This is a genomic window from Actinomyces sp. Marseille-QA0893, assembly GCF_976954355.1.
Map to the genome: position 1 here is coordinate 417,412 of NZ_CDRJSY010000001.1, position 17,210 is coordinate 434,621.

The 17,210-nt window shown below is 56.2% G+C and carries 17 protein-coding genes; 8 read left to right on the top strand and 9 right to left on the bottom strand.

Features of this window, described 5'->3' with window-relative positions:
- Positions 1 to 259: 259 nt before the first annotated feature.
- The 3 genes from ACWNMW_RS01930 to ACWNMW_RS01940 are packed head-to-tail and all read left to right on the top strand — an operon-like array spanning position 260 to position 2,141.
- Entirely contained in the window at positions 260 to 1,183 is a 924-nt protein-coding gene (locus ACWNMW_RS01930; protein ID WP_449489858.1) for an EamA family transporter, read from the top strand.
- A 17-nt stretch (positions 1,184 to 1,200) separates the two neighbouring features.
- On the top strand, positions 1,201 to 1,770 hold the full coding sequence (locus ACWNMW_RS01935; protein WP_449489859.1) for a GNAT family N-acetyltransferase: 570 nt from the start codon (positions 1,201 to 1,203) through the stop codon (positions 1,768 to 1,770).
- An 8-nt stretch (positions 1,771 to 1,778) separates the two neighbouring features.
- Entirely contained in the window at positions 1,779 to 2,141 is a 363-nt protein-coding gene (locus ACWNMW_RS01940) for a DoxX family protein (protein WP_449489860.1), read from the top strand.
- Between the two features lie 5 nt (positions 2,142 to 2,146).
- On the opposite strand, the gene ACWNMW_RS01945 is transcribed toward ACWNMW_RS01940, so the two are convergent.
- Positions 2,147 to 3,025 (bottom strand): hypothetical protein, encoded by an 879-nt coding sequence (locus tag ACWNMW_RS01945; protein ID WP_449489861.1) that lies wholly within the window; start codon positions 3,023 to 3,025, stop codon positions 2,147 to 2,149.
- Positions 3,026 to 3,087: 62 nt separating this feature from the next.
- The gene (locus ACWNMW_RS01950; RefSeq protein WP_449489862.1) at positions 3,088 to 4,362 is read right to left on the bottom strand and encodes a DUF5692 family protein; all 1,275 of its coding nucleotides are present in this window, start codon (positions 4,360 to 4,362) and stop codon (positions 3,088 to 3,090) included.
- Between the two features lie 161 nt (positions 4,363 to 4,523).
- Here ACWNMW_RS01950 and ACWNMW_RS01955 point away from each other — a divergent pair, with 161 nt between their 5' ends.
- Both ACWNMW_RS01955 and ACWNMW_RS01960 read left to right on the top strand, forming a co-directional pair.
- Positions 4,524 to 5,567: a hypothetical protein gene (locus ACWNMW_RS01955; RefSeq protein WP_449489863.1), complete on the top strand. Its 1,044-nt coding sequence runs from the start codon at positions 4,524 to 4,526 to the stop codon at positions 5,565 to 5,567.
- On the top strand, positions 5,567 to 6,595 hold the full coding sequence (locus ACWNMW_RS01960; protein WP_449489864.1) for a DUF5692 family protein: 1,029 nt from the start codon (positions 5,567 to 5,569) through the stop codon (positions 6,593 to 6,595). The genes ACWNMW_RS01955 and ACWNMW_RS01960 overlap by 1 nt, the downstream gene beginning before the upstream one ends.
- Before the next feature lie 57 nt (positions 6,596 to 6,652).
- Here ACWNMW_RS01960 and ACWNMW_RS01965 read toward each other — a convergent pair whose 3' ends face one another.
- The 6 genes from ACWNMW_RS01965 to ACWNMW_RS01990 all read right to left on the bottom strand — a co-directional run bounded on the left by ACWNMW_RS01965 (position 6,653) and on the right by ACWNMW_RS01990 (position 13,417).
- Positions 6,653 to 7,021 carry a HigA family addiction module antitoxin gene (locus ACWNMW_RS01965; RefSeq protein WP_449489865.1) on the bottom strand — a complete coding sequence of 123 codons (369 nt, stop codon included), beginning with the start codon at positions 7,019 to 7,021 and terminating at the stop codon, positions 6,653 to 6,655.
- On the bottom strand, positions 6,948 to 7,229 hold the full coding sequence (locus ACWNMW_RS01970) for a type II toxin-antitoxin system RelE/ParE family toxin (protein ID WP_449489866.1): 282 nt from the start codon (positions 7,227 to 7,229) through the stop codon (positions 6,948 to 6,950). The genes ACWNMW_RS01965 and ACWNMW_RS01970 overlap by 74 nt, the downstream gene beginning before the upstream one ends.
- A 301-nt stretch (positions 7,230 to 7,530) precedes the next feature.
- Positions 7,531 to 10,083 (bottom strand): DEAD/DEAH box helicase, encoded by a 2,553-nt coding sequence (locus ACWNMW_RS01975; RefSeq protein ID WP_449489867.1) that lies wholly within the window; start codon positions 10,081 to 10,083, stop codon positions 7,531 to 7,533.
- Between the two features lie 14 nt (positions 10,084 to 10,097).
- The gene (locus ACWNMW_RS01980; RefSeq protein WP_449489868.1) at positions 10,098 to 11,036 is read right to left on the bottom strand and encodes a HamA C-terminal domain-containing protein; all 939 of its coding nucleotides are present in this window, start codon (positions 11,034 to 11,036) and stop codon (positions 10,098 to 10,100) included.
- Between the two features lie 149 nt (positions 11,037 to 11,185).
- Positions 11,186 to 12,286, bottom strand: coding sequence for a redox-regulated ATPase YchF (gene ychF / locus ACWNMW_RS01985; protein WP_449489869.1), 1,101 nt, complete (start codon positions 12,284 to 12,286; stop codon positions 11,186 to 11,188).
- An 81-nt stretch (positions 12,287 to 12,367) separates the two neighbouring features.
- Positions 12,368 to 13,417, bottom strand: a complete 1,050-nt coding sequence (locus tag ACWNMW_RS01990; RefSeq protein ID WP_072457525.1) for a 4-hydroxy-3-methylbut-2-enyl diphosphate reductase — start codon at positions 13,415 to 13,417, stop codon at positions 12,368 to 12,370.
- Positions 13,418 to 13,529: 112 nt separating this feature from the next.
- On the opposite strand from ACWNMW_RS01990, the gene xseA reads away from it, so the two are divergent.
- From xseA to ACWNMW_RS02005, 3 genes are all read left to right on the top strand, one after another.
- Positions 13,530 to 14,789, top strand: a complete 1,260-nt coding sequence (gene xseA / locus ACWNMW_RS01995) for an exodeoxyribonuclease VII large subunit (protein WP_449489981.1) — start codon at positions 13,530 to 13,532, stop codon at positions 14,787 to 14,789.
- 53 nt (positions 14,790 to 14,842) lie between these two features.
- A complete protein-coding gene (locus ACWNMW_RS02000) occupies positions 14,843 to 15,067 on the top strand; it encodes an exodeoxyribonuclease VII small subunit (protein WP_034502049.1) in 225 nt (74 codons plus the stop codon).
- A gap of 92 nt (positions 15,068 to 15,159) precedes the next feature.
- Complete coding sequence (locus ACWNMW_RS02005) at positions 15,160 to 16,107, top strand: carbohydrate kinase family protein (RefSeq protein WP_034502050.1); 948 nt, start codon at positions 15,160 to 15,162, stop codon at positions 16,105 to 16,107.
- Positions 16,108 to 16,257: 150 nt separating this feature from the next.
- On the opposite strand, the gene ACWNMW_RS02010 is transcribed toward ACWNMW_RS02005, so the two are convergent.
- On the bottom strand, positions 16,258 to 17,019 hold the full coding sequence (locus ACWNMW_RS02010) for an isoprenyl transferase (RefSeq protein ID WP_034502052.1): 762 nt from the start codon (positions 17,017 to 17,019) through the stop codon (positions 16,258 to 16,260).
- Positions 17,020 to 17,210: the final 191 nt, after the last annotated feature.

The window sequence follows — 17,210 nt, forward strand, 5'->3', positions numbered from 1 at the left end:
CGTCGGTACCTCGTGGTGAGGTATGGGCGGATATTGAGGTTTTAGGCTAGGGCGTCAACCTGCACCTGTACTGTCTACAGACAGTATGAGGGCAGGGCAAAACACTCGCAACAGTTTGCATTCATAAATGTATCGGGAATTTTTTGAGGAAATTTCAGGCGCTTCCCTCAATTTGGCTACCGATACTGGACAGAATAAATTTTCAATCACCTGTAGACGCCACTCACTCACAAACATCGACTCGCGTTACCCTGAAAACATGTGGATTCTCTTCGCCTTAGGCTCAGCATTCTTCGCCGGCATCACCGCCGTACTTGCGAAGCTGGGAATCCACGGTCACGATTCAACGCTCGTCACAGCTTTGAGGACTTCGGTCGTTTTCCTGGGTGCATGGATTGTTGCAGCTATTAGCCTCCACGCTCACTTTCTTTCAGAGCTCACCTCCATTTCATCCCGCACCTATCTGTTCCTTTTTCTCTCCGGGCTTGCGACCGGCGCATCGTGGCTCTGCTTCTTCGCTGCGCTTTCCAAAGCTCCAGTGACTTTCGTCAGCCCGATCGATAAGTCCTCGACCATCATCGCTATCGCTTTCGCAGTGATTTTCTTGGGCGAGAGCCTCTCTCCCATCGCCCTTGTGGGCGTTCTGATTCTGGGTATCGGAATCGTTCTCACCCTTGAACCTGGATTATTCAGGGGCTTTGTTTCCCAGCGATCAAAGACCTCTGCGAGCACCCCACTGCCCGACGCACAAAAGGCACCCGCGGCCTCGTGGATGATCTTTGCGTTAGCGTCTGCAGTTTTCGCCGCCCTTACCTCGATCCTTGGGAAAATAGGAATCACAGGGGTCGATTCCAATCTGGGAACCGCAGTGAGGACTTCCGTCGTGTTGCTCATGGCCTGGATCGTTGTCGCGCTCCATGCGAAACCGGCGTCAATCCACACAATCCCCCTGCGCGACCACGCGTGGATCGCAGCCTCGGGAATCGCAACCACGGCCTCGTGGCTGTGCTACTACCGAGCGCTCCAGGAAGGCCCCGCGTCCATCATTGTTCCCATCGACAAGCTCTCAATACTAGTGACAGTTGCGTTTTCGGCGCTCATGTTGCGCGAGCGCGTCTCGGGACGGTATTTATTGGGAATCGCTGGTTTATGCGCCGGAACCGTTCTTATGGTCATCGGCTAGCCCAAGGAGGGGAGATTATGCTGCGCCGCGCAACGCCCGAAGATGCAGAGGCACTATCCGCACTTGCGTCCACGTGCTACATCCAGACTTTTGGGCAGCTTTACTCTTCCGAAGACCTTGATCGTTTCATTCACGAGGCCTACTCCCCCGAAGTCCTTCGCGCGGAGCTTGCGGACCCCCAGCGCCCAACCTGGCTGCTTTTCCTTGAGGGAAGCGAGGCCGACACGACTGCACCAGAGTGTACTGATGCGCGCCCGGTCTCGGAAGGCAAACTGATTGGCTACGTGACCGTTTGCCCCGCACACCTCCCCCACCCCGACGTCAAGCCCACCGACGGAGAAGTTCAGCGCCTGTATTTGCTGCGGGAATACCAAGGTGGCGGGCGCGGATCGATGATGCTCCGGCACGCAATCGATTACCTGCTTGCCGATGGGCCGCGTCCATTGTGGATTGGCTGCTTCAGCGAAAACTTCGGGGCACAGCGACTCTACGGGCGCCACGGGTTTAAGCTGGTCGGCGAGTACAAGTTCATGGTCGGCGACCACGCTGACCGCGAGTTCATCATGCGCCGCGAGGCCGAAGCTTAGGAGTCCTCATGAAGACAGCACACTGGCATGCACTTTTGCTTGCAGGAGCAGGGGTTATACACTTCAAGGCGCCTCAGGTTTATGACGCCATTGTGCCACGGAGTCTCCCCGGGAACGCCCGAACCTACACTTTGGTGAGCGGCGCGGCCGAGTTGGCAATTGCCGCTGGCCTTGCGCTTCCATTGACGAGGCGACTGGCTGGCTTGGCTGCGAGCGCGTTGTATGTCGCGGTCTTCCCCGCAAACATCAAGATGGCCGTGGATTATCGCAAGGAAGGAAAGCCTGCGGGCGCACAGGCACTTGCGTATGCTCGACTACCGCTTCAGATTCCTCTGATTCGCGGGGCGTGGAGGGTGTTTCGAGGAAAGTAGGGGCCTCAGTTACTCACCTGCTTCCACTCCGCGGCATCGAGGCCCGGAGGCGGGAGCTGACGCAGGTGCTGTTTGAGCCGTGTCGCTTGAGTTTGTAGAGCAACGAAGGTCATTCCGCCTGAGATCACTCCCCCGATCAGGGGAACGATCTTTGACATGGTTTTTGCCATGCTTTGTTTCGTGACCGAAACGCCAATCACTTTCAGAGACTTCTTGACGACCGGGTACCACGTCGTCTTCATGAGGGCTTTGCGCGCGATCCTCTTTTCGATTGCCGGAGCAACGATCACTCGCGCAAAGTCGCGCAGTGACTCTGCAGCTCCTGCAACTCCCAGCATGACGCCGAAGAAGAGGCCCATCTGGGCGATTGTCTCATCATCAACGTCGTCCAAATCCGTCAAGAACTCTCTCCACCCGTAGAGGTACGCAAGCTTTTGCATGATGCGTAGCGAGTGAACGTAGTACTGAGTGAGGTCGGCGGGAATGGTTCCGAGCATCGCAAAGCCACCTGGAATCCCTGCAGCAAACGAGAGCGCGGTAGATTTCTTCGTTTCGAAAGAAATCGCATCATTGGCCAGCTTGTCCAAAGACTTGCGCGAAATCCCTGCAGAGACAGGATCACTTGCAATAGCACGCTCAATCTCAGCATCACCCAGGTGGAGTTTTCGCAGTTCCTGGCGCAGGAAGTCATCGCGCGAGATCCGCACTCCCCGCAGGCGAACGAGCTTCTTCAAGAAGAAGACGGCATAGACCGAGGCCTGCTGGTCCTGGTCTGAAGATGCTTCAGAAACCAGGGAAACCGCATCGTCTTCCTCGATGATTTGGCCTTCGATAATCGGCTCCACAAGGAGCTCATCTTCGCGTTCGTCATCGCCCTGAATCATGCTTGTCTCTTTTCATTCAGTGACACCCGAAATAGGTAATGTGATTCCACTGGAAGCAGGTACTACCCACGCTTCGTGGGATACCGCCGGTCCTCGCCCTTCCACCACGGCATCCACGAGGCGTATCCATCGGCAGGCGCCGTATTGGACGAGGGCTCATAACCAAGTTCTTCAGGAGTCTGCGGAATTCCGTCGACGAGGAAGTACTTATCCTTATCGTCGCAGTGCTCGCGCACAATCGTGCGGAACTCCCCCAGTTCGCAGTACAAAACTCCGGTGATCGGATTGCGCTTAAACACCACAATCTTGTAGAGCCAGTAGGCGAAGAGCATCACGTTCGCCACCAAGGCAACCACCGCACAAGCAATATTCGCTCTCGGGTCCATGGTCGCAAAATTAAAGATATCCGAGGGAGGCACCAAGACCTCGGGAAGCAAAGTATTCATCGAAATCCAAAAAACCAGCGTGAAGCAGCGGAACCAGATCCACTGTCCCTTCGCCCACGTAAACGCGGGGATCGTGCACGCCAGCAGTAGCGCAAGCGTGCAGTACCACGTGTAGTCAGCCAGCGAGTTGTAGAGGAACGCGTGGTTCCACAGGTCGTAAGCGATAACCCACGGCCACACCATGTCCACCCAGATCAGCCCGCGGACCTTCTGCTTCCCCGGGGAGGTCGCTATGATTTTCCCGAGGCCGGTGATCGTGATGATATTGAGCAGGCCGGCCAGCGCGGAGAGCAGGTTCCAGTAGCCCCCGATCGTGCGGAATCCAGTTTCAGGATCAATACCGACGTGGCGAGAAGACAGGTTCGCTGCAACTTCCTGATACCACTGCATTGAGTGGAGCTCTGCGCTGACGCCTCGCGCCTCGGGCAGGCCGGCGATCATGTCGATTGTGTGCGCGTCATTGACACCCTTCAGGCACTGCCAATCGGCGCCGCACGCATAGTAGGTGTCAGCATTGAAGTAGATCGTGAGGTCCCGGATGTTCGCCTCCATGATGTTGACGGCCAAACCGACCCACAGGGCCACGCCCAACCAAATCGCGTATTTGTGTGCCTTATCCGGGTTGCGTTTGGCGTAAACCAAGACGGTTCCGGTCATGGTGGCGGTCAGGATCATGATCGCGTACTTACCGAAGGGGAACCAGCCAACCATGGGAGTCCCGTGGATCCACGCATAGGGCATGAGCAAAATGCCGCCAACCGTCCATACGGCAAAGATCGTCCAGTTCCATCGGCGATTGATCTCGGCGACAAGGATTTGCGCGAGCAAGACGAGCAGCCAGATGAGATAGACCTTTGGGGTTCCGAGCTCCCAGAGGAAGAGCGAGTCCACAGCATTCTCCTTCGAACCTGTAACTAAGCTGAGTATTTTCGTCTATCATAGTGCCTTAACCACACAAAGATGTGAGCTTTACTACATATTCTGCAGTGAATGGAAGCGACGCCGTCACCCTCCACACGCAACCCACACACTGACCCTCAAGGAGGAGGATCATGAAACGACACTCGTCACGCTTTGGCAGACTCTGCCGCCTCGGCCTCGTCGGAGGAGGCGCACTACTGGGCGGAATGTACGCCTTCAGCCAACTCAGCGGCAAAGCAACCCCCGAAGAACAGGCATGGCGCTACCCGGGCGACGACCTCATCGACGCCAACTACGACAACGGGTATTCCTCCACCTACGCGATCACCATCGACGCCCCTGCCTACGCGGTGTGGCGGCTCTTCAAGCAGATCGGTGCGGAAAAGTCGGGGTCGTTCTCCTCCGAATTCCTCGAGCGCGTCTTTGCCCGACTCCCCTTCTTCAACTCCTACGAGATCCAAGAAGAATTCCAACAGCCCGATTCAATGGTGCCGGGCGACATCGCGGCCTTTGACTTCCATGGCATGTCCATGGAATGGGCCGACATCGTGCCCGGCAAGTACCTGGTCCAGTGGGTCGACACGAAGAACCCGCCCAAGGCACCCGGTTCCTACGCTTTCCGCTTCCCCGGAATGAAGCACTTTGCGGCAGCATGGTGCTTCTACATGGTCCCCTTGGAGGGTGGTCGCACGCGCCTCATCAACCATTGGCGCATCGGTTACGAACCGCCCTCGCGCGCAATGACCGCACTCAACTGGGTGAACATCGAGTTCATCGGCGGGTGCATGACGCACCTACAAAACCTCTACGTTAAGCGCGTGCTTGAGTTCCGCAAGAAGCAACACTTGACGGGTCGTTTCATGCGAGGCGTGCTCGGCGGCCGTTTCGTCAACAGTGAGACTCCAGCTGGCCGTTACGATGGCACTCCCCTCTTCGAGGACACCTACACCCAGTGGTTCCGTTTTGGACGCAGCGCTCCGGCCGTCGCCGAGATCCGACCGCCCGTCACCGACGATCCTTCGTGGCCACCGACGGGCCCGGGCACGCCGTGGGAAAGCGAAGTTGACGCCTCGTACTTCGAAGGATGGAGCGAACCTGCGTTCTCGTGGGATGAGCAGATCCGCCAGAAGATGGAGCGCACCTACCTCACCGATTGGGGCAAGGAGCAACACTGATGGGCTCGATCACTCCCCCGGATTATCCGACCCTCTTCTTTTTCGAGGCCGGCGAGTGGTGGGATTATGCGATGCTCCTCGTGGTCATCGCTGCCCTCGCCTTTACCGCGTGGCTTGCCCAACGCAATATGTGGGTGGTCCTCGCTGTTTTCATCGTCATCCCGCTTGCGCTCACGATCTTTTGGTGGCCGCACTCGACGCAAGGCACGGCCTCGGCAGGTTGGTTCCCAATCGTCAAGCAATACTCGGCGCTGGCGGGATCCCTGTGCTTGGTCGCGCTTCAAGTATTCCCGAGGCTGCGGCACAACCGCTGGTACCTGCTAATTCCGCCGGTGATCCTTTCCGTCAACATTGCCGAGGCCGTGGTGCGCGATTTCCAGTGCTTCGGCATTCACGGGGTGGATCCTTCCCAGGGCATGGTGACGTGGGGAGGCCCCTGGAACATCATGAACGGGATCGCGGGCATTTTGAATCTGCTCGCAATCTCGGGGTGGATTGGGATCTTCGTGTCGAAAGGCAAGGAGCGCGCGCTTGTTTGGGGTGACCTGACGATCGGGTGGATTATCGCCTACGACCTGTGGAATTTCGCCTACGTCTACAACTGTCTAGCGGACCGCGCATGGTATTCGGGCGTGGCACTGTTGGCGGCGTGTACGATTCCGGCTCTCATGAAGTTTGGACGAGGCGCGTGGATCCAGTACCGGGCCTACACGCTGACTTTCTGGTCGGCTGTGGTGCTCACTTTCCCGCATTTCATGCAGGACTCGATGTTTGCGCACCGCAGCGCGCACAACCCAAGCGCGATGTTCATCATCTCTGCGGCCGCCTTGCTTGCAAATGTTTGGGTTTTCGGCCGCCACGTGTATGTAATCGTCTCAAAGAAGCGCAATCCCTTCACGCAGGAGGTTCACGCAGATGAGCCGACTTACGTGGAGTGGGTGCGGGATTTGGCCTCGGATGAGGACAAAAAACTAATCGCAACGCGCCTTGGGACGACGCCCGAGAAAGCGGGGTTTGTGAAGGCGTAATGAGATTGTGGCCGGGGCGCACGCGCCCCGGCCACAGCCTTATCAGCCTCCGTCGACTCAAGCGACTTCCACCGTCGTGAGAGGGACGATTCCGCTCAACGTATCCCCCATCGTATCTTCGGCGCAGTCGAGTTCGTAGCGCATCTGAAGGTTCATCCAGAACCCCGGGGTTGTGCCGAAGTAGCGGGACAGCCGCATCGCAGTATCCGCCGTGATCCCACGCTTCCCATGGACGATTTCATTGATACGACGAGGCGGAACCCCAATAGCAACAGCAAGCTTGTGCTGCGTAATTCCGAACCCCTCGATGAAGTCCTCCATGAGGACTTCGCCCGGGTGAATCGGAGCAATTTTAGTGGTAGTCAACGATCTCAACCCCTTCTGGACCAGCATCGCTCCACCTGAAGCAGATGCGCCACTGATCATTGATTCGGATACTGTACTGCCCCGCTCGATTACCGCGCAGAAGCTCGAGCCGATTGCCCGGAGGGATCCGGAGGTCCTCCAAACGACACGCAGCGTCGACCTGACGCAACTTGCGCAACGCGACACGTGCGATGCGCGAGTCCAAGGAAGGAACAGATTCCCTCGCAAACAACCGCTCAGTCTGACGATCACCGAACGACTGGATCATGACGCAACAATATAACGTAAAACGTTATTAACGCAAGACGTTATTTTTCAACACCCCATCCCACGTTCACCCTTGATTCAAGAACTTACAACAGCAAAACCGGGCCACGCCCTCGCGCGACCCGGCCACTGCCCCATTCAGGAGTGATTAAACATTAAATCTCAATTCAAACTCTGTTCAGTTCCCCTCTAAGCTGGTTGCAGTCCCCTGTCTCGAACTGAGCGGGCTACATCGACCAACGGGGTATCAACGTACCCCCGTTGACGCTGAACCATCTCTTGATTCATGAGGCCCATACTGTCTATTGGGCTTCCGGTTCAGTTCGATCGCATGTAGCAGCGTTTTCAAGCATGTCGTTTATCTCTCGTTGCAGGAGAACTGGCACTCCAAGCCCATCGAAGTTCTGGGCCGCAAGCCATTCAAGAGCTTCAGCCCGCGTCCACTCGTCGACGCCGATGAATTCGGATAAAGCAACAGTAGTTGTCCGAGAAAGGCCAAGCGACATAAGCACAACCTCACTCGAGCGGGAGACACCAAGTTCGAGCATCATCGCGTAGTCAACCTGCGCAGTAGTTCTTAGCCCGAACTCTCCTGAGTAGACCTCGAGCAAATCAGCATAGCAAGCGAGGTACTTAGGCGCGTGGAATCGTGCTATTGTCTCAATGTCTCTCATGACATCTCGGATTGCCGCCGCAATATTGGAATTCTTGTTGGTTCTGATCCGTTGATCGATCAACCGCGCCAAGGGCATGCCCTTCATCCAATTGACGATGAGGTTGGCGAGCTGCCACTTGCGTCGATCATTATCTGATTGAGGCTTCCCGAAGACGTTTGTCATTGTTGCACCGATCCGCACAAGCGCCTCCTGAACCCGCTCCTTCGCATCAGATTCCTCGGGCAACGGCAGAACGAGATCGTTCGGCATTTTTCCAGACTGACGAAAATTGTCAAGCAGGCGTTCCATTGATATGGGGGCAATACTTGTATGTCGCGTAATAATCTCGGCGGGGATCTTAAGATCGGTTGTCGCATATTTAACCGCACGCTCGATCTCGCTACGTTCTGATTCGTGCGGAACATGATCGAGAAGTGCCTGATTGGACTCGCCCGCGAGATACCGTGAGCATAAGTACGCGAAGAGACTTTCAGAGACGCTATCATTGGGTACTTCATCAGCTGCGCGCACAAACGATATTAGCCCAGATGTTTCGTCAAGCCCTTTGCTAACTGCACGGGTGATCTGCGACCGCTTTCGCACCTGGGGGAGATTAGGCCAAAGTTTGTCATCATCGGTGTCGACGCATACGACGTTGCCTGCAAATTCCTTACCCCAGCGTCCTGCACGTCCTGCCAAGTTCCAGAAATCACCCTCACTTAACGGATTACCAGTCCCTTTCTTGGGGTTACGCATAAATATTGTTCGACATGGAAGATTTACGCCCTCAAGCAAGGTTGACGTGCAAATCAGGTAATAGATCTTCCCCTCGCCGAAGAGACGTTCAATCTCCGTACGCACTACCAGCGGCATATTCCCGTAGTGGAAGGCTACGCGCCGCTCTAAGACGTCGACAAGTAAGTACTTACTGTGAACTGCAGTCTTAATTAGCTCCTGTAGATCCTCGATCTCCTTGTCAACTTCCATCACGGGCGGCAGCTGCTCGAATATAGCCTTCGCAACACTCTCGGCCTCGCTCTGACCGTTGACATAGATGATATTGCCGGGGGTATTTCCGGCCAGCGCAGAAGCCACTAACGCGATGCGCATATGCACGTTTACCGTGCGCTGGGCGAGCACAAGTTCACCAAGTCTGTGTTTTCCCTCGTCCGACACCAGGAAGACGGCTCTACGTTTAGGCTTTCGACTAATGCCCTCAATCCAGAGGAGATTCTGATTCACCGTAACCGTCTCAGATACGAAGGAGTCGGAACGCTGATTAGGAGGCGCGTTTTCGATGAACATCTCTGGGTTGGAGGTGAGTGGACTCGCGAACAGTACCTGTGCCTTTGGACTGCGCCTAATAGTGCGCTCGATTGCATACTGAAGAAGAATCCCCCGCTCATCACTGGACAGGGACTGCGCTTCATCAACGAACAAGAGGGTTACTGTAAGCGATGGGATCAGTTCTAATACTAGGTGAAGTCTCTCCTGTGTAACGACCAATACAGTCTTTGATGACTCCTTAAGATCAGGATCCCAGGGCATCGTGAAGACTCCGACATCCGAAGGCAATTCCCGCCGCAGGTCACGCGAAACTTCCTCGATGAGGGCACGTGTTGGCACGAGATAGACCAGGGTGAACGAATCCGTTTGGCGTGTATTCTCCAAGAAGTACTCTCTAATGATGCGAGACTTCCCAGCGGATGTCGGCGCAGATACACTCAACCAGTCATTTGACCTCACTGCTTCCCAAAATTTGCTCTGAAATGGGTTGACCGCCAGAAGTCTCTCATCGGAAAGACGGACTGAGTAGTCAATGCGACTCCGAATAACCTCGAGCCTGAGTGCGGCGGGCAGACGACGCCAAGCCTCGGGTGAAATCCGATCTCGAGACTCAGCGAGTTCAACCGCCATATGGTTACCACAGCGTTCGAGAAGCGCTGCAGCGGCTGCTTTATGAGCTTCCTCTGCGTCAGAAGCAAGAATACATGCCGTTGCGATTCTGAGGACCGCAGATTGCGCACGCTCGGATTGTATCGATGTAATCGCGCTGGCGTAGAGCAAGGCAAATCCCCAGTCAATCGCAGAAGGCGCACTATCCCACTCCACCGATGAAAACTCCAAACGAATCATCAGCTTGCGAGCGTCCTCTAGCACCTCTCTGAATTTTTGTGAGGAGAAGACAACTTCTTCCAAGGATGTACTTCTAGTCATTTGACGCCTATCCGCTTCAGAACGTGTGCACGCAGATCAGCAACGCTCGGCATAGGAATACAGAAAAGATCGATGTTCACGGTTATAATCTTGAACTCATTGACTCGGCTACCAATGGTGTTATGCCACCGTCTAACCATCTTCGACAGGTCCTCTTTCTGAGCCTCATCAAGGGCAGCGATGTTCGGGTAGTTGTCAAGATCAAAACCGACTAGACAAACCCCGTTCCATCGAACCTTCAACGTCTTTGGGTTCGTTTCGTCGAAGTACTCGAGCAGATAAGAAACCAACTCAGGTTGGGGAACATTCAGGTGATCTCGCACCAGAAGCAAATCCTGCTTCCGACGGTCCGTTCCATCAGGCAACAGATATGGAGCAATGCTTTCAAAGCAGTCTTTAAAAGCATCTGAACTCGAGTGGTAGAGCTTTGACTCACCCCAGTAGAGGTCCAGAACACCGTCATCCGCAAGACCCCCATGGATACCATCCGATCCGTGCACGTGCACCTGGGGGTTCGTCTTCAGTGCCATCTTCGAAATCAGTTGTGGTCGTTGCAGAACTCGTTCTAGGAGTAGGAACAGAAGGAGTTCACCACCTTCACCTGAGCTCTCTGATTCGACAAACAAGTCTCGAGCTTGTTCATTTAAGCTGATTATGGCTTCGGTTGACTTGGTCTTCTCGTAATCCGCATACGCTTGCGCAGCCTTAGCGCGAGGTATGCAAAAATCAACGGCTGCGTTTGCCATAACCCCTGCGAGGGAATCCGTAGCAGGAACACCATTGGCATCGTGCGCCAGAAAGTGCGTTCTGACGAGAGTCGATGTCCCGGGAATTGTGACAGCTTCCTCAAAAATTGGGAGGAAAGTAAGCAGTGAGTCACACTCGCCTCGAGCAAGCTCACGGAATCGCTCGACAATCACATCCACTTCATCCATCGCGTCCCTTCCCTTATCTTGGACCATTTTGACTCGGCGGACGTCAGGCGCATATCAGGACTACCACGGTAAGTTAAAATTTGAACTCAACGACCGACATGACTTGATGGGATAGGCATAGGCATCAAGGGCGGAGGAGCGGTCTTCACTCACTTCTTACCTCCAGACGTAAGCCCCGTACGAAACTCGACGATGTCGCCGTCTTCCATGACGTAGTCCTTGCCTTCCATGCGGACCTTACCTGCAGCCTTCGCGGCGGCCATGGAACCGGCCTCGATCAGATCGTCGTAGGAGACGATTTCAGCCTTAATGAAGCCCTTTTCGAAGTCCGTGTGGATGACGCCTGCGGCCTTGGGAGCTGTGTCGCCCTTGTGAATCGTCCAGGCGCGTGCTTCCTTCTCGCCAGCGGTCAGGTAGGTTTGCAGGCCAAGGGTGTCAAAGCCAACGCGTGCGAGCTTGTCCAGGCCCGATTCGCTCTGACCGGACTCAGCCAGCATTTCGCGCGCATCGTCCTCATCGAGCTCGACCAGCTCGGACTCAAACTGCGCATCCAAGAAGATCGCTTCAGCCGGAGCAACCAGAGCACGCAATTCGTCTTGCATTTCCTGGTTGTCCATCTCCGCCGCATCCATGTTGAACACGAAGATGAAGGGCTTAGAGGTCATCAGTTGGAAAGACTTCAATGCATCCTGGTCGAGCTTTGCGCCCGCGGGGCCGCTGAGCAGTTCACCCTTTTCGAGCAATTCCATTGCCTCGCGCGCGGTTTCCAAGACAATTGCCTCGGTCTTCTTGCCGCGAACTTCCTTTTCCAGCCTGGGGATCTGCTTTTCGAGCGTCTGCATGTCAGCCAGAATCAGCTCGGTCTTAATGGTTTCAATATCCGACTCAGGATCAACCTTGCCGTCAACGTGCACGACGTCAGGGTCGGAGAAGGCGCGCGTCACCTGGCAAATGGCGTCGGCCTCGCGAATGTTCGCAAGGAACTGGTTACCCAAGCCCTCACCCTCAGACGCACCACGCACAATACCCGCAATATCAACGAAAGACACGGTCGCGGGGACGATGCGCTGGGAGCCGAAGATCTCGGCAAGCTTGTTCAAGCGCGGGTCAGGAAGAGGGACCACACCGACGTTCGGTTCAATGGTCGCGAAGGGGTAGTTCGCAGCCAGAACGGTCGCGCGGGTCAGGGCATTAAACAGGGTGGACTTGCCAACGTTGGGCAGGCCAGCGATACCAATAGTTAAAGACACGCCCCTATCCTATCCGACGAGGCCGCACTCCCGTTTGCCCGCACGCATAGAAAGTGCGTGAAAAAGCGGGTGAACTTGCGCTCAGCTGGTGTGATCAGGCCCCGCAGTGCGGCGAGCGTGAGGGCGCACATCAATCTGTCCAGCATTCTTCAGGTCTGAACGCAGATCGCGAGGAAGTGCGAAAGTCGTCGTCTCCGTCTCGGTCCGCACCTCTTCAACTGTTGGGAAACCGCGTTCTTGCAGCCAAGCAACAACATCGCGTACAAGAATCTCGGGCACCGAAGCACCCGAAGTCAGGCCAACCGTCGAGGCACCCTCAAACCATTCTTCTTGGAGTTCCTCGGCCTTGTCGATGCGATACGCAGCGGGCACACCCGATTCGAGCGCGACATCAACCAAACGCACCGAGTTCGAGGAATTCGCCGAGCCCACAACAACCATGACATCGACCAGCGGCGCAATGACCTTCACGGCCCCCTGGCGGTTCTGTGTCGCGTAGCAAATATCATCCGATGGCGGATCAAGAAGAGCCGGGAAACGCTCGCGCAGGCGATCAACAGTCTGGCGAGTCTCATCAACCGACAAAGTGGTCTGTGAAATCCACACGACCCGCTCGGGGTCACGCACCACCAAGTTGTCGACTTCTTCAGGACTTCCAACGACTTGAATGTGTTCAGGGGCCTCGCCAAAGGTCCCTTCAACTTCTTCGTGGCCTTCGTGGCCCACCAAAATAATGTCGTAATCGTCCTTCGCGTAGCGCACGGCCTCGCGATGAACCTTGGTCACCAGTGGGCATGTCGCATCAATGGTTGCCAGGTGTCGCTGCGCTGCGACCTCATGAACCTGAGGGGAAACTCCGTGTGCGGAAAAGACGACGCGCGCGCCCTCGGGGACCTGGTCGGTCTCTTGAACAAAGATTGCCCCGCGCTTGCTCAAGGATTCCACAACGAATTTGTTGTGAACGATTTCTTTGCGCACGTACACGGGAGCGCCGTACAGATCCAGCGCTTTTTCTACGACATCAACTGCGCGGTCAACGCCCGCGCAATATCCGCGTGGCGCTGCCAGCAAGATCTTCCCACCGGCATTTTTTTGTTCAAGGCTGCCCAGCGTCTGGTCGTCAACAGTCATGATTCAACGGTACAGGTAGGCGCTAGTATCCGCGCAGCCGAAACCACTGATGCTCCTCACACTGGACGCAAATGCTAGGTGCCTGTGTCATGCTTGTTTCGTGCCAGAAAAGATGCCTCCTGCTGCAAAAGCCGCCGACACCACGCGTGACAACCCGTGGCGGCTCAGCAGGCTTACCCAGAACATCAAGATCTACGTGGATCGCATGTCACCGCTCTGGGTTGAAGGCCAAGTCGTTCAATACAACCCGCGCCCGGGTTCGCGCATGGCTTTCTTTACACTGCGCGACACGGAATCTGACACGTCCATGACCGTGACGGCCTTCCCCAATGTCATCACTGCGATTGGTGCCGGTTTTGAGGAGGGCGTGAAAGTCGTTGCCCGCGTCAAGCCCGTTTTTTGGGAGCGCAGCGGAAGCCTCAACCTCCAGGCAGCCGAAGTTCATCTTCAGGGTTTGGGCGACCTGCTGGCTCAAATAGAGCGCTTGCGCCAGCGCCTGGCCGCCGAAGGCCTCTTTGATGCAGATCGCAAGAAGCCTCTTCCCTTCCTCCCGCGAGTGATCGGCCTGGTGTGTGGCCGAAACGCAAAAGCTAAAGACGATGTCATCGTCAACGCGAGCGCGCGTTGGCCCGGTGCGCGCTTCGAGGTCCGCGAGGTCGCAGTCCAGGGACAATACGCCGTCCGCGAGGTCACCCAAGCAATCGCGGAACTGGACTCCCTCCCCCAGGTGGACGTCATTGTCGTTGCCCGCGGTGGCGGTTCCGTTGAGGATCTTCTCCCCTTCTCTGACGAGGCCTTGGTACGCGCCGCCGCGCAAACCTCAACTCCTTTGGTGTCAGCCATCGGTCATGAGGGGGATGCTCCCCTTTTGGACTACGTTGCGGATTACCGCGCCTCGACGCCGACCGACGCCGCCCGCCGGATTGTCCCCGATCTCGTTCAGGAACTTGATGGCCTTGCTCGAGCACGCGAAGGAATGCGTAGTGCAATCCAGCGTCGGCTTGATCAGGAGCGCTACAACCTCGATTTGCTGGTGTCTCGTCCAATTTTCTTAGCTCCCGCTGCAACTTTGGAGCCGCATCGGACTTTCATTGACTCCGTTCTCACCTCACTGCGCACTCAGGTTGAGCGTCGCTTGAGCTCTGAACGTCAGAGCATCCTTCAGGCCTCGGCAACGCTTCAGGCCCTCTCCCCCCAGGCGACTTTGGAACGCGGTTACTCAATGTTGCGTCTTCCCTCAGGGGAGCTTGTCCGCGACGCTTCGCAAGTTCCTAAGGGAACTCTAGTGGAGGGAATCTTGGCGCAGGGTCGCTTGGTTGCTCAAGTTGTCGGTTCAACGCCCGCTACGCGTGCACCCGAATCCCCACAGTAAACGTCCCCTTCACACTCAACTACCGCCCATACTTGTCACTACCGGAGGTTCCCATGGCAGAAACATCCCTTCCCGCACCCGAAACACTGTCCTACGAAGCAGCGCGCGATGAACTCGTTGCGATCGTCAAGACGCTTGAAAGCGGACAGGCTCCCCTTGAAGACACTCTTGCCATGTGGGAGCGCGGCGAGGCCCTTGCAACGCGTTGCCGTTCCATCCTCGACGCGGCAACTCAGCGCATGCAAGCAGGAGCAGAATCACCCCAGTCCGACCAGTAGACTCCGGGTCCCGCAATCAGCTGGGAATGGTTAGACTTAAAGCGTCATCTGTTAGTGGAACCAGCCAAAGTGGTCTGGAAACAGGAGGAAATATGGACCTCGCAACCGACCCCCACATCCTCTCCATCGGAGAGGCACTGATGGATATCGTTGTCCCAGCGGACAGCCCCGTTCCAACTGCCGAAATCCCGGGTGGTTCGCCCGCTAACGTCGCAATGACTCTTGGGCGCCTGGGCCGTAACGTCGGCCTGCAGACTTGGCTTGCACACGACGAACGTGGCGAGATTATTGAAGATCACTTCACAGCCTCGCATGTGCTTATTACCGAGGAATCCTTCGGCGCGGACCACACCCCAACTGCCCTAGCAAAGCTCAATGAAAAGGGCGCAGCAAGCTACACCTTTGATCTGGATTGGTGTCCCCCAAGCCCGATCTGGGTTTCGACTCAGGCCCGAATCGTTCACTCCGGTTCCATTGCTGCAGTCATCGAGCCGGGTGCACATGCCGTTTTGGATGCCATGGTTACCGCGCGTCAGCACGCGATCATCACCTACGATCCCAATGCGCGCCCTGCACTCATGGGCACCCCCGAGCAGGCGCTCGCTATCGTCAACAAGTTCATCGGTATCTCCGATGTCGTCAAGGTTTCCGACGAAGACATCGCGTGGCTGACCAACGGACGCGAAATCGACGAAGTCGTGCGCGATTGGCTCACAGCCGGCCCCTCGCTGATCGTTGTCACGAAGGGTAAGGATGGCGCAGCGGCCTTCACTTCGAATGGTGTTCGCCGTTCAATCCCCGCCGGAGACGTCAAGGTCGAAGACACCGTCGGTGCCGGTGACTCCTTCATGGGCGGCCTGATCGACGCACTGTGGTCGCTCGGCCTGGTCGGTGCCATGTCGCGTCCTGCTCTGCGCGATTTGGATGCTTCAAAGGTCGACTTCATCTTGCAGCGCGCTGCAACCATCGGTGACATTACTGTCTCCCGCGCTGGCGCGAACCCGCCTTGGTTGTCGGAACTCGCCGAGTTCCTCGCCTAAGAAGGGCAATCTCTCAGCGCTAAAAGACTCATTGGGGGGCTTGAATCCACAGGATTCAAGCCCCCCAAGGTTATCTAAGTTTCATCGTGCAACGCTTTTCTTCAGTGGCGACCGAGCCTATGCCCTCGCCCCATAGGAACCTCGCTGACCTTACTTCCCCATTCGCCTTTCGCGCTGCGCATAGGCTCGCAAGGCGCGCAGGAAGTCGATCTTACGAAAATCTGGCCAGTAGGTTTCACAGAAGTAAAACTCTGAGTGCGCAGACTGCCAGATCATGAAACCCGACAGCCGTTGTTCTCCCGATGTGCGGATCACCAAATCAGGGTCGGGTTGATCTCCCGTGTACAAATGCTCGGCAATATCAGAGTCTTTCAATCGCGAAGCCAATTCTTCAAGACTCTCCCCACGCTGGCCCGCATCGCGGATCACCTCGCGCACGGCCTCGACAATCTCATGGCGCCCGCCGTAACCGACGGCAATGTTGACGCTGAGCGCGCTGGTGGCAGGACTTTCCTTTGCGGCTTCGCGGAGGGAATCGGCAATGTCATCCGGGAGCAGGCGCAGATCCCCAACGATACGCAAGCGCCATTTTCCGGTTTGACTGAGGGCACTCACGGTTTGCGCGATAATCGTCAGGAGCTCAGCAAGTTCATCGCTTTGTCGCGAGAGGTTATCGGTCGAGAGCATCCACAAAGTGACGATTTCGACGCCAACTTCTTCGGCCCACCCAAGGAACTCAGCGATTTTCCCCGCGCCGACTCGGTGTCCTTGGGAAGCGGTGAAGCCAATCGACTTCGCCCAACGCCGGTTTCCGTCAAGAATTACTCCGACGTGGCGAGGGATTGGGCGCCCCGATAAAGATGCTCGTAAGCGCTTCTCATACACGTCATAGAGCATGTTCCACTGCGACACTTTCAGTCCCTTCCGCGCGAAAGAGTGTCAATACCGTTTAAGGGTATCGCGATTCTCACGCCACTTGCATATTCGTCCGCAACCCTGAGCTACCTCACATATACCGCCACAAGCGATGAATTTTCCGCGAGATTGGCGTACCCTACGGTGTAGTAAGTTACGCAAACGTAGGTAGAGTTTTTAGAGGAGGC

What these genes read in the sequence shown, in the direction of transcription:
- ACWNMW_RS01930 (WP_449489858.1), top strand. Translation starts at nt 260, where the DNA reads ATGTGGATTCTCTTCGCCTTAGGCTCAGCATTCTTCGCCGGCATCACC.
- ACWNMW_RS01935 (WP_449489859.1), top strand. Translation starts at nt 1,201, where the DNA reads ATGCTGCGCCGCGCAACGCCCGAAGATGCAGAGGCACTATCCGCACTT.
- ACWNMW_RS01940 (WP_449489860.1), top strand. Translation starts at nt 1,779, where the DNA reads ATGAAGACAGCACACTGGCATGCACTTTTGCTTGCAGGAGCAGGGGTT.
- ACWNMW_RS01945 (WP_449489861.1), bottom strand. Translation starts at nt 3,025, where the DNA reads ATGATTCAGGGCGATGACGAACGCGAAGATGAGCTCCTTGTGGAGCCG.
- ACWNMW_RS01955 (WP_449489863.1), top strand. Translation starts at nt 4,524, where the DNA reads ATGAAACGACACTCGTCACGCTTTGGCAGACTCTGCCGCCTCGGCCTC.
- ACWNMW_RS01960 (WP_449489864.1), top strand. Translation starts at nt 5,567, where the DNA reads ATGGGCTCGATCACTCCCCCGGATTATCCGACCCTCTTCTTTTTCGAG.
- ACWNMW_RS01965 (WP_449489865.1), bottom strand. Translation starts at nt 7,021, where the DNA reads ATGATCAGTGGCGCATCTGCTTCAGGTGGAGCGATGCTGGTCCAGAAG.
- ACWNMW_RS01970 (WP_449489866.1), bottom strand. Translation starts at nt 7,229, where the DNA reads ATGATCCAGTCGTTCGGTGATCGTCAGACTGAGCGGTTGTTTGCGAGG.
- ACWNMW_RS01980 (WP_449489868.1), bottom strand. Translation starts at nt 11,036, where the DNA reads ATGGATGAAGTGGATGTGATTGTCGAGCGATTCCGTGAGCTTGCTCGA.
- ACWNMW_RS01990 (WP_072457525.1), bottom strand. Translation starts at nt 13,417, where the DNA reads ATGACTGTTGACGACCAGACGCTGGGCAGCCTTGAACAAAAAAATGCC.
- xseA (WP_449489981.1), top strand. Translation starts at nt 13,530, where the DNA reads ATGCCTCCTGCTGCAAAAGCCGCCGACACCACGCGTGACAACCCGTGG.
- ACWNMW_RS02000 (WP_034502049.1), top strand. Translation starts at nt 14,843, where the DNA reads ATGGCAGAAACATCCCTTCCCGCACCCGAAACACTGTCCTACGAAGCA.
- ACWNMW_RS02005 (WP_034502050.1), top strand. Translation starts at nt 15,160, where the DNA reads ATGGACCTCGCAACCGACCCCCACATCCTCTCCATCGGAGAGGCACTG.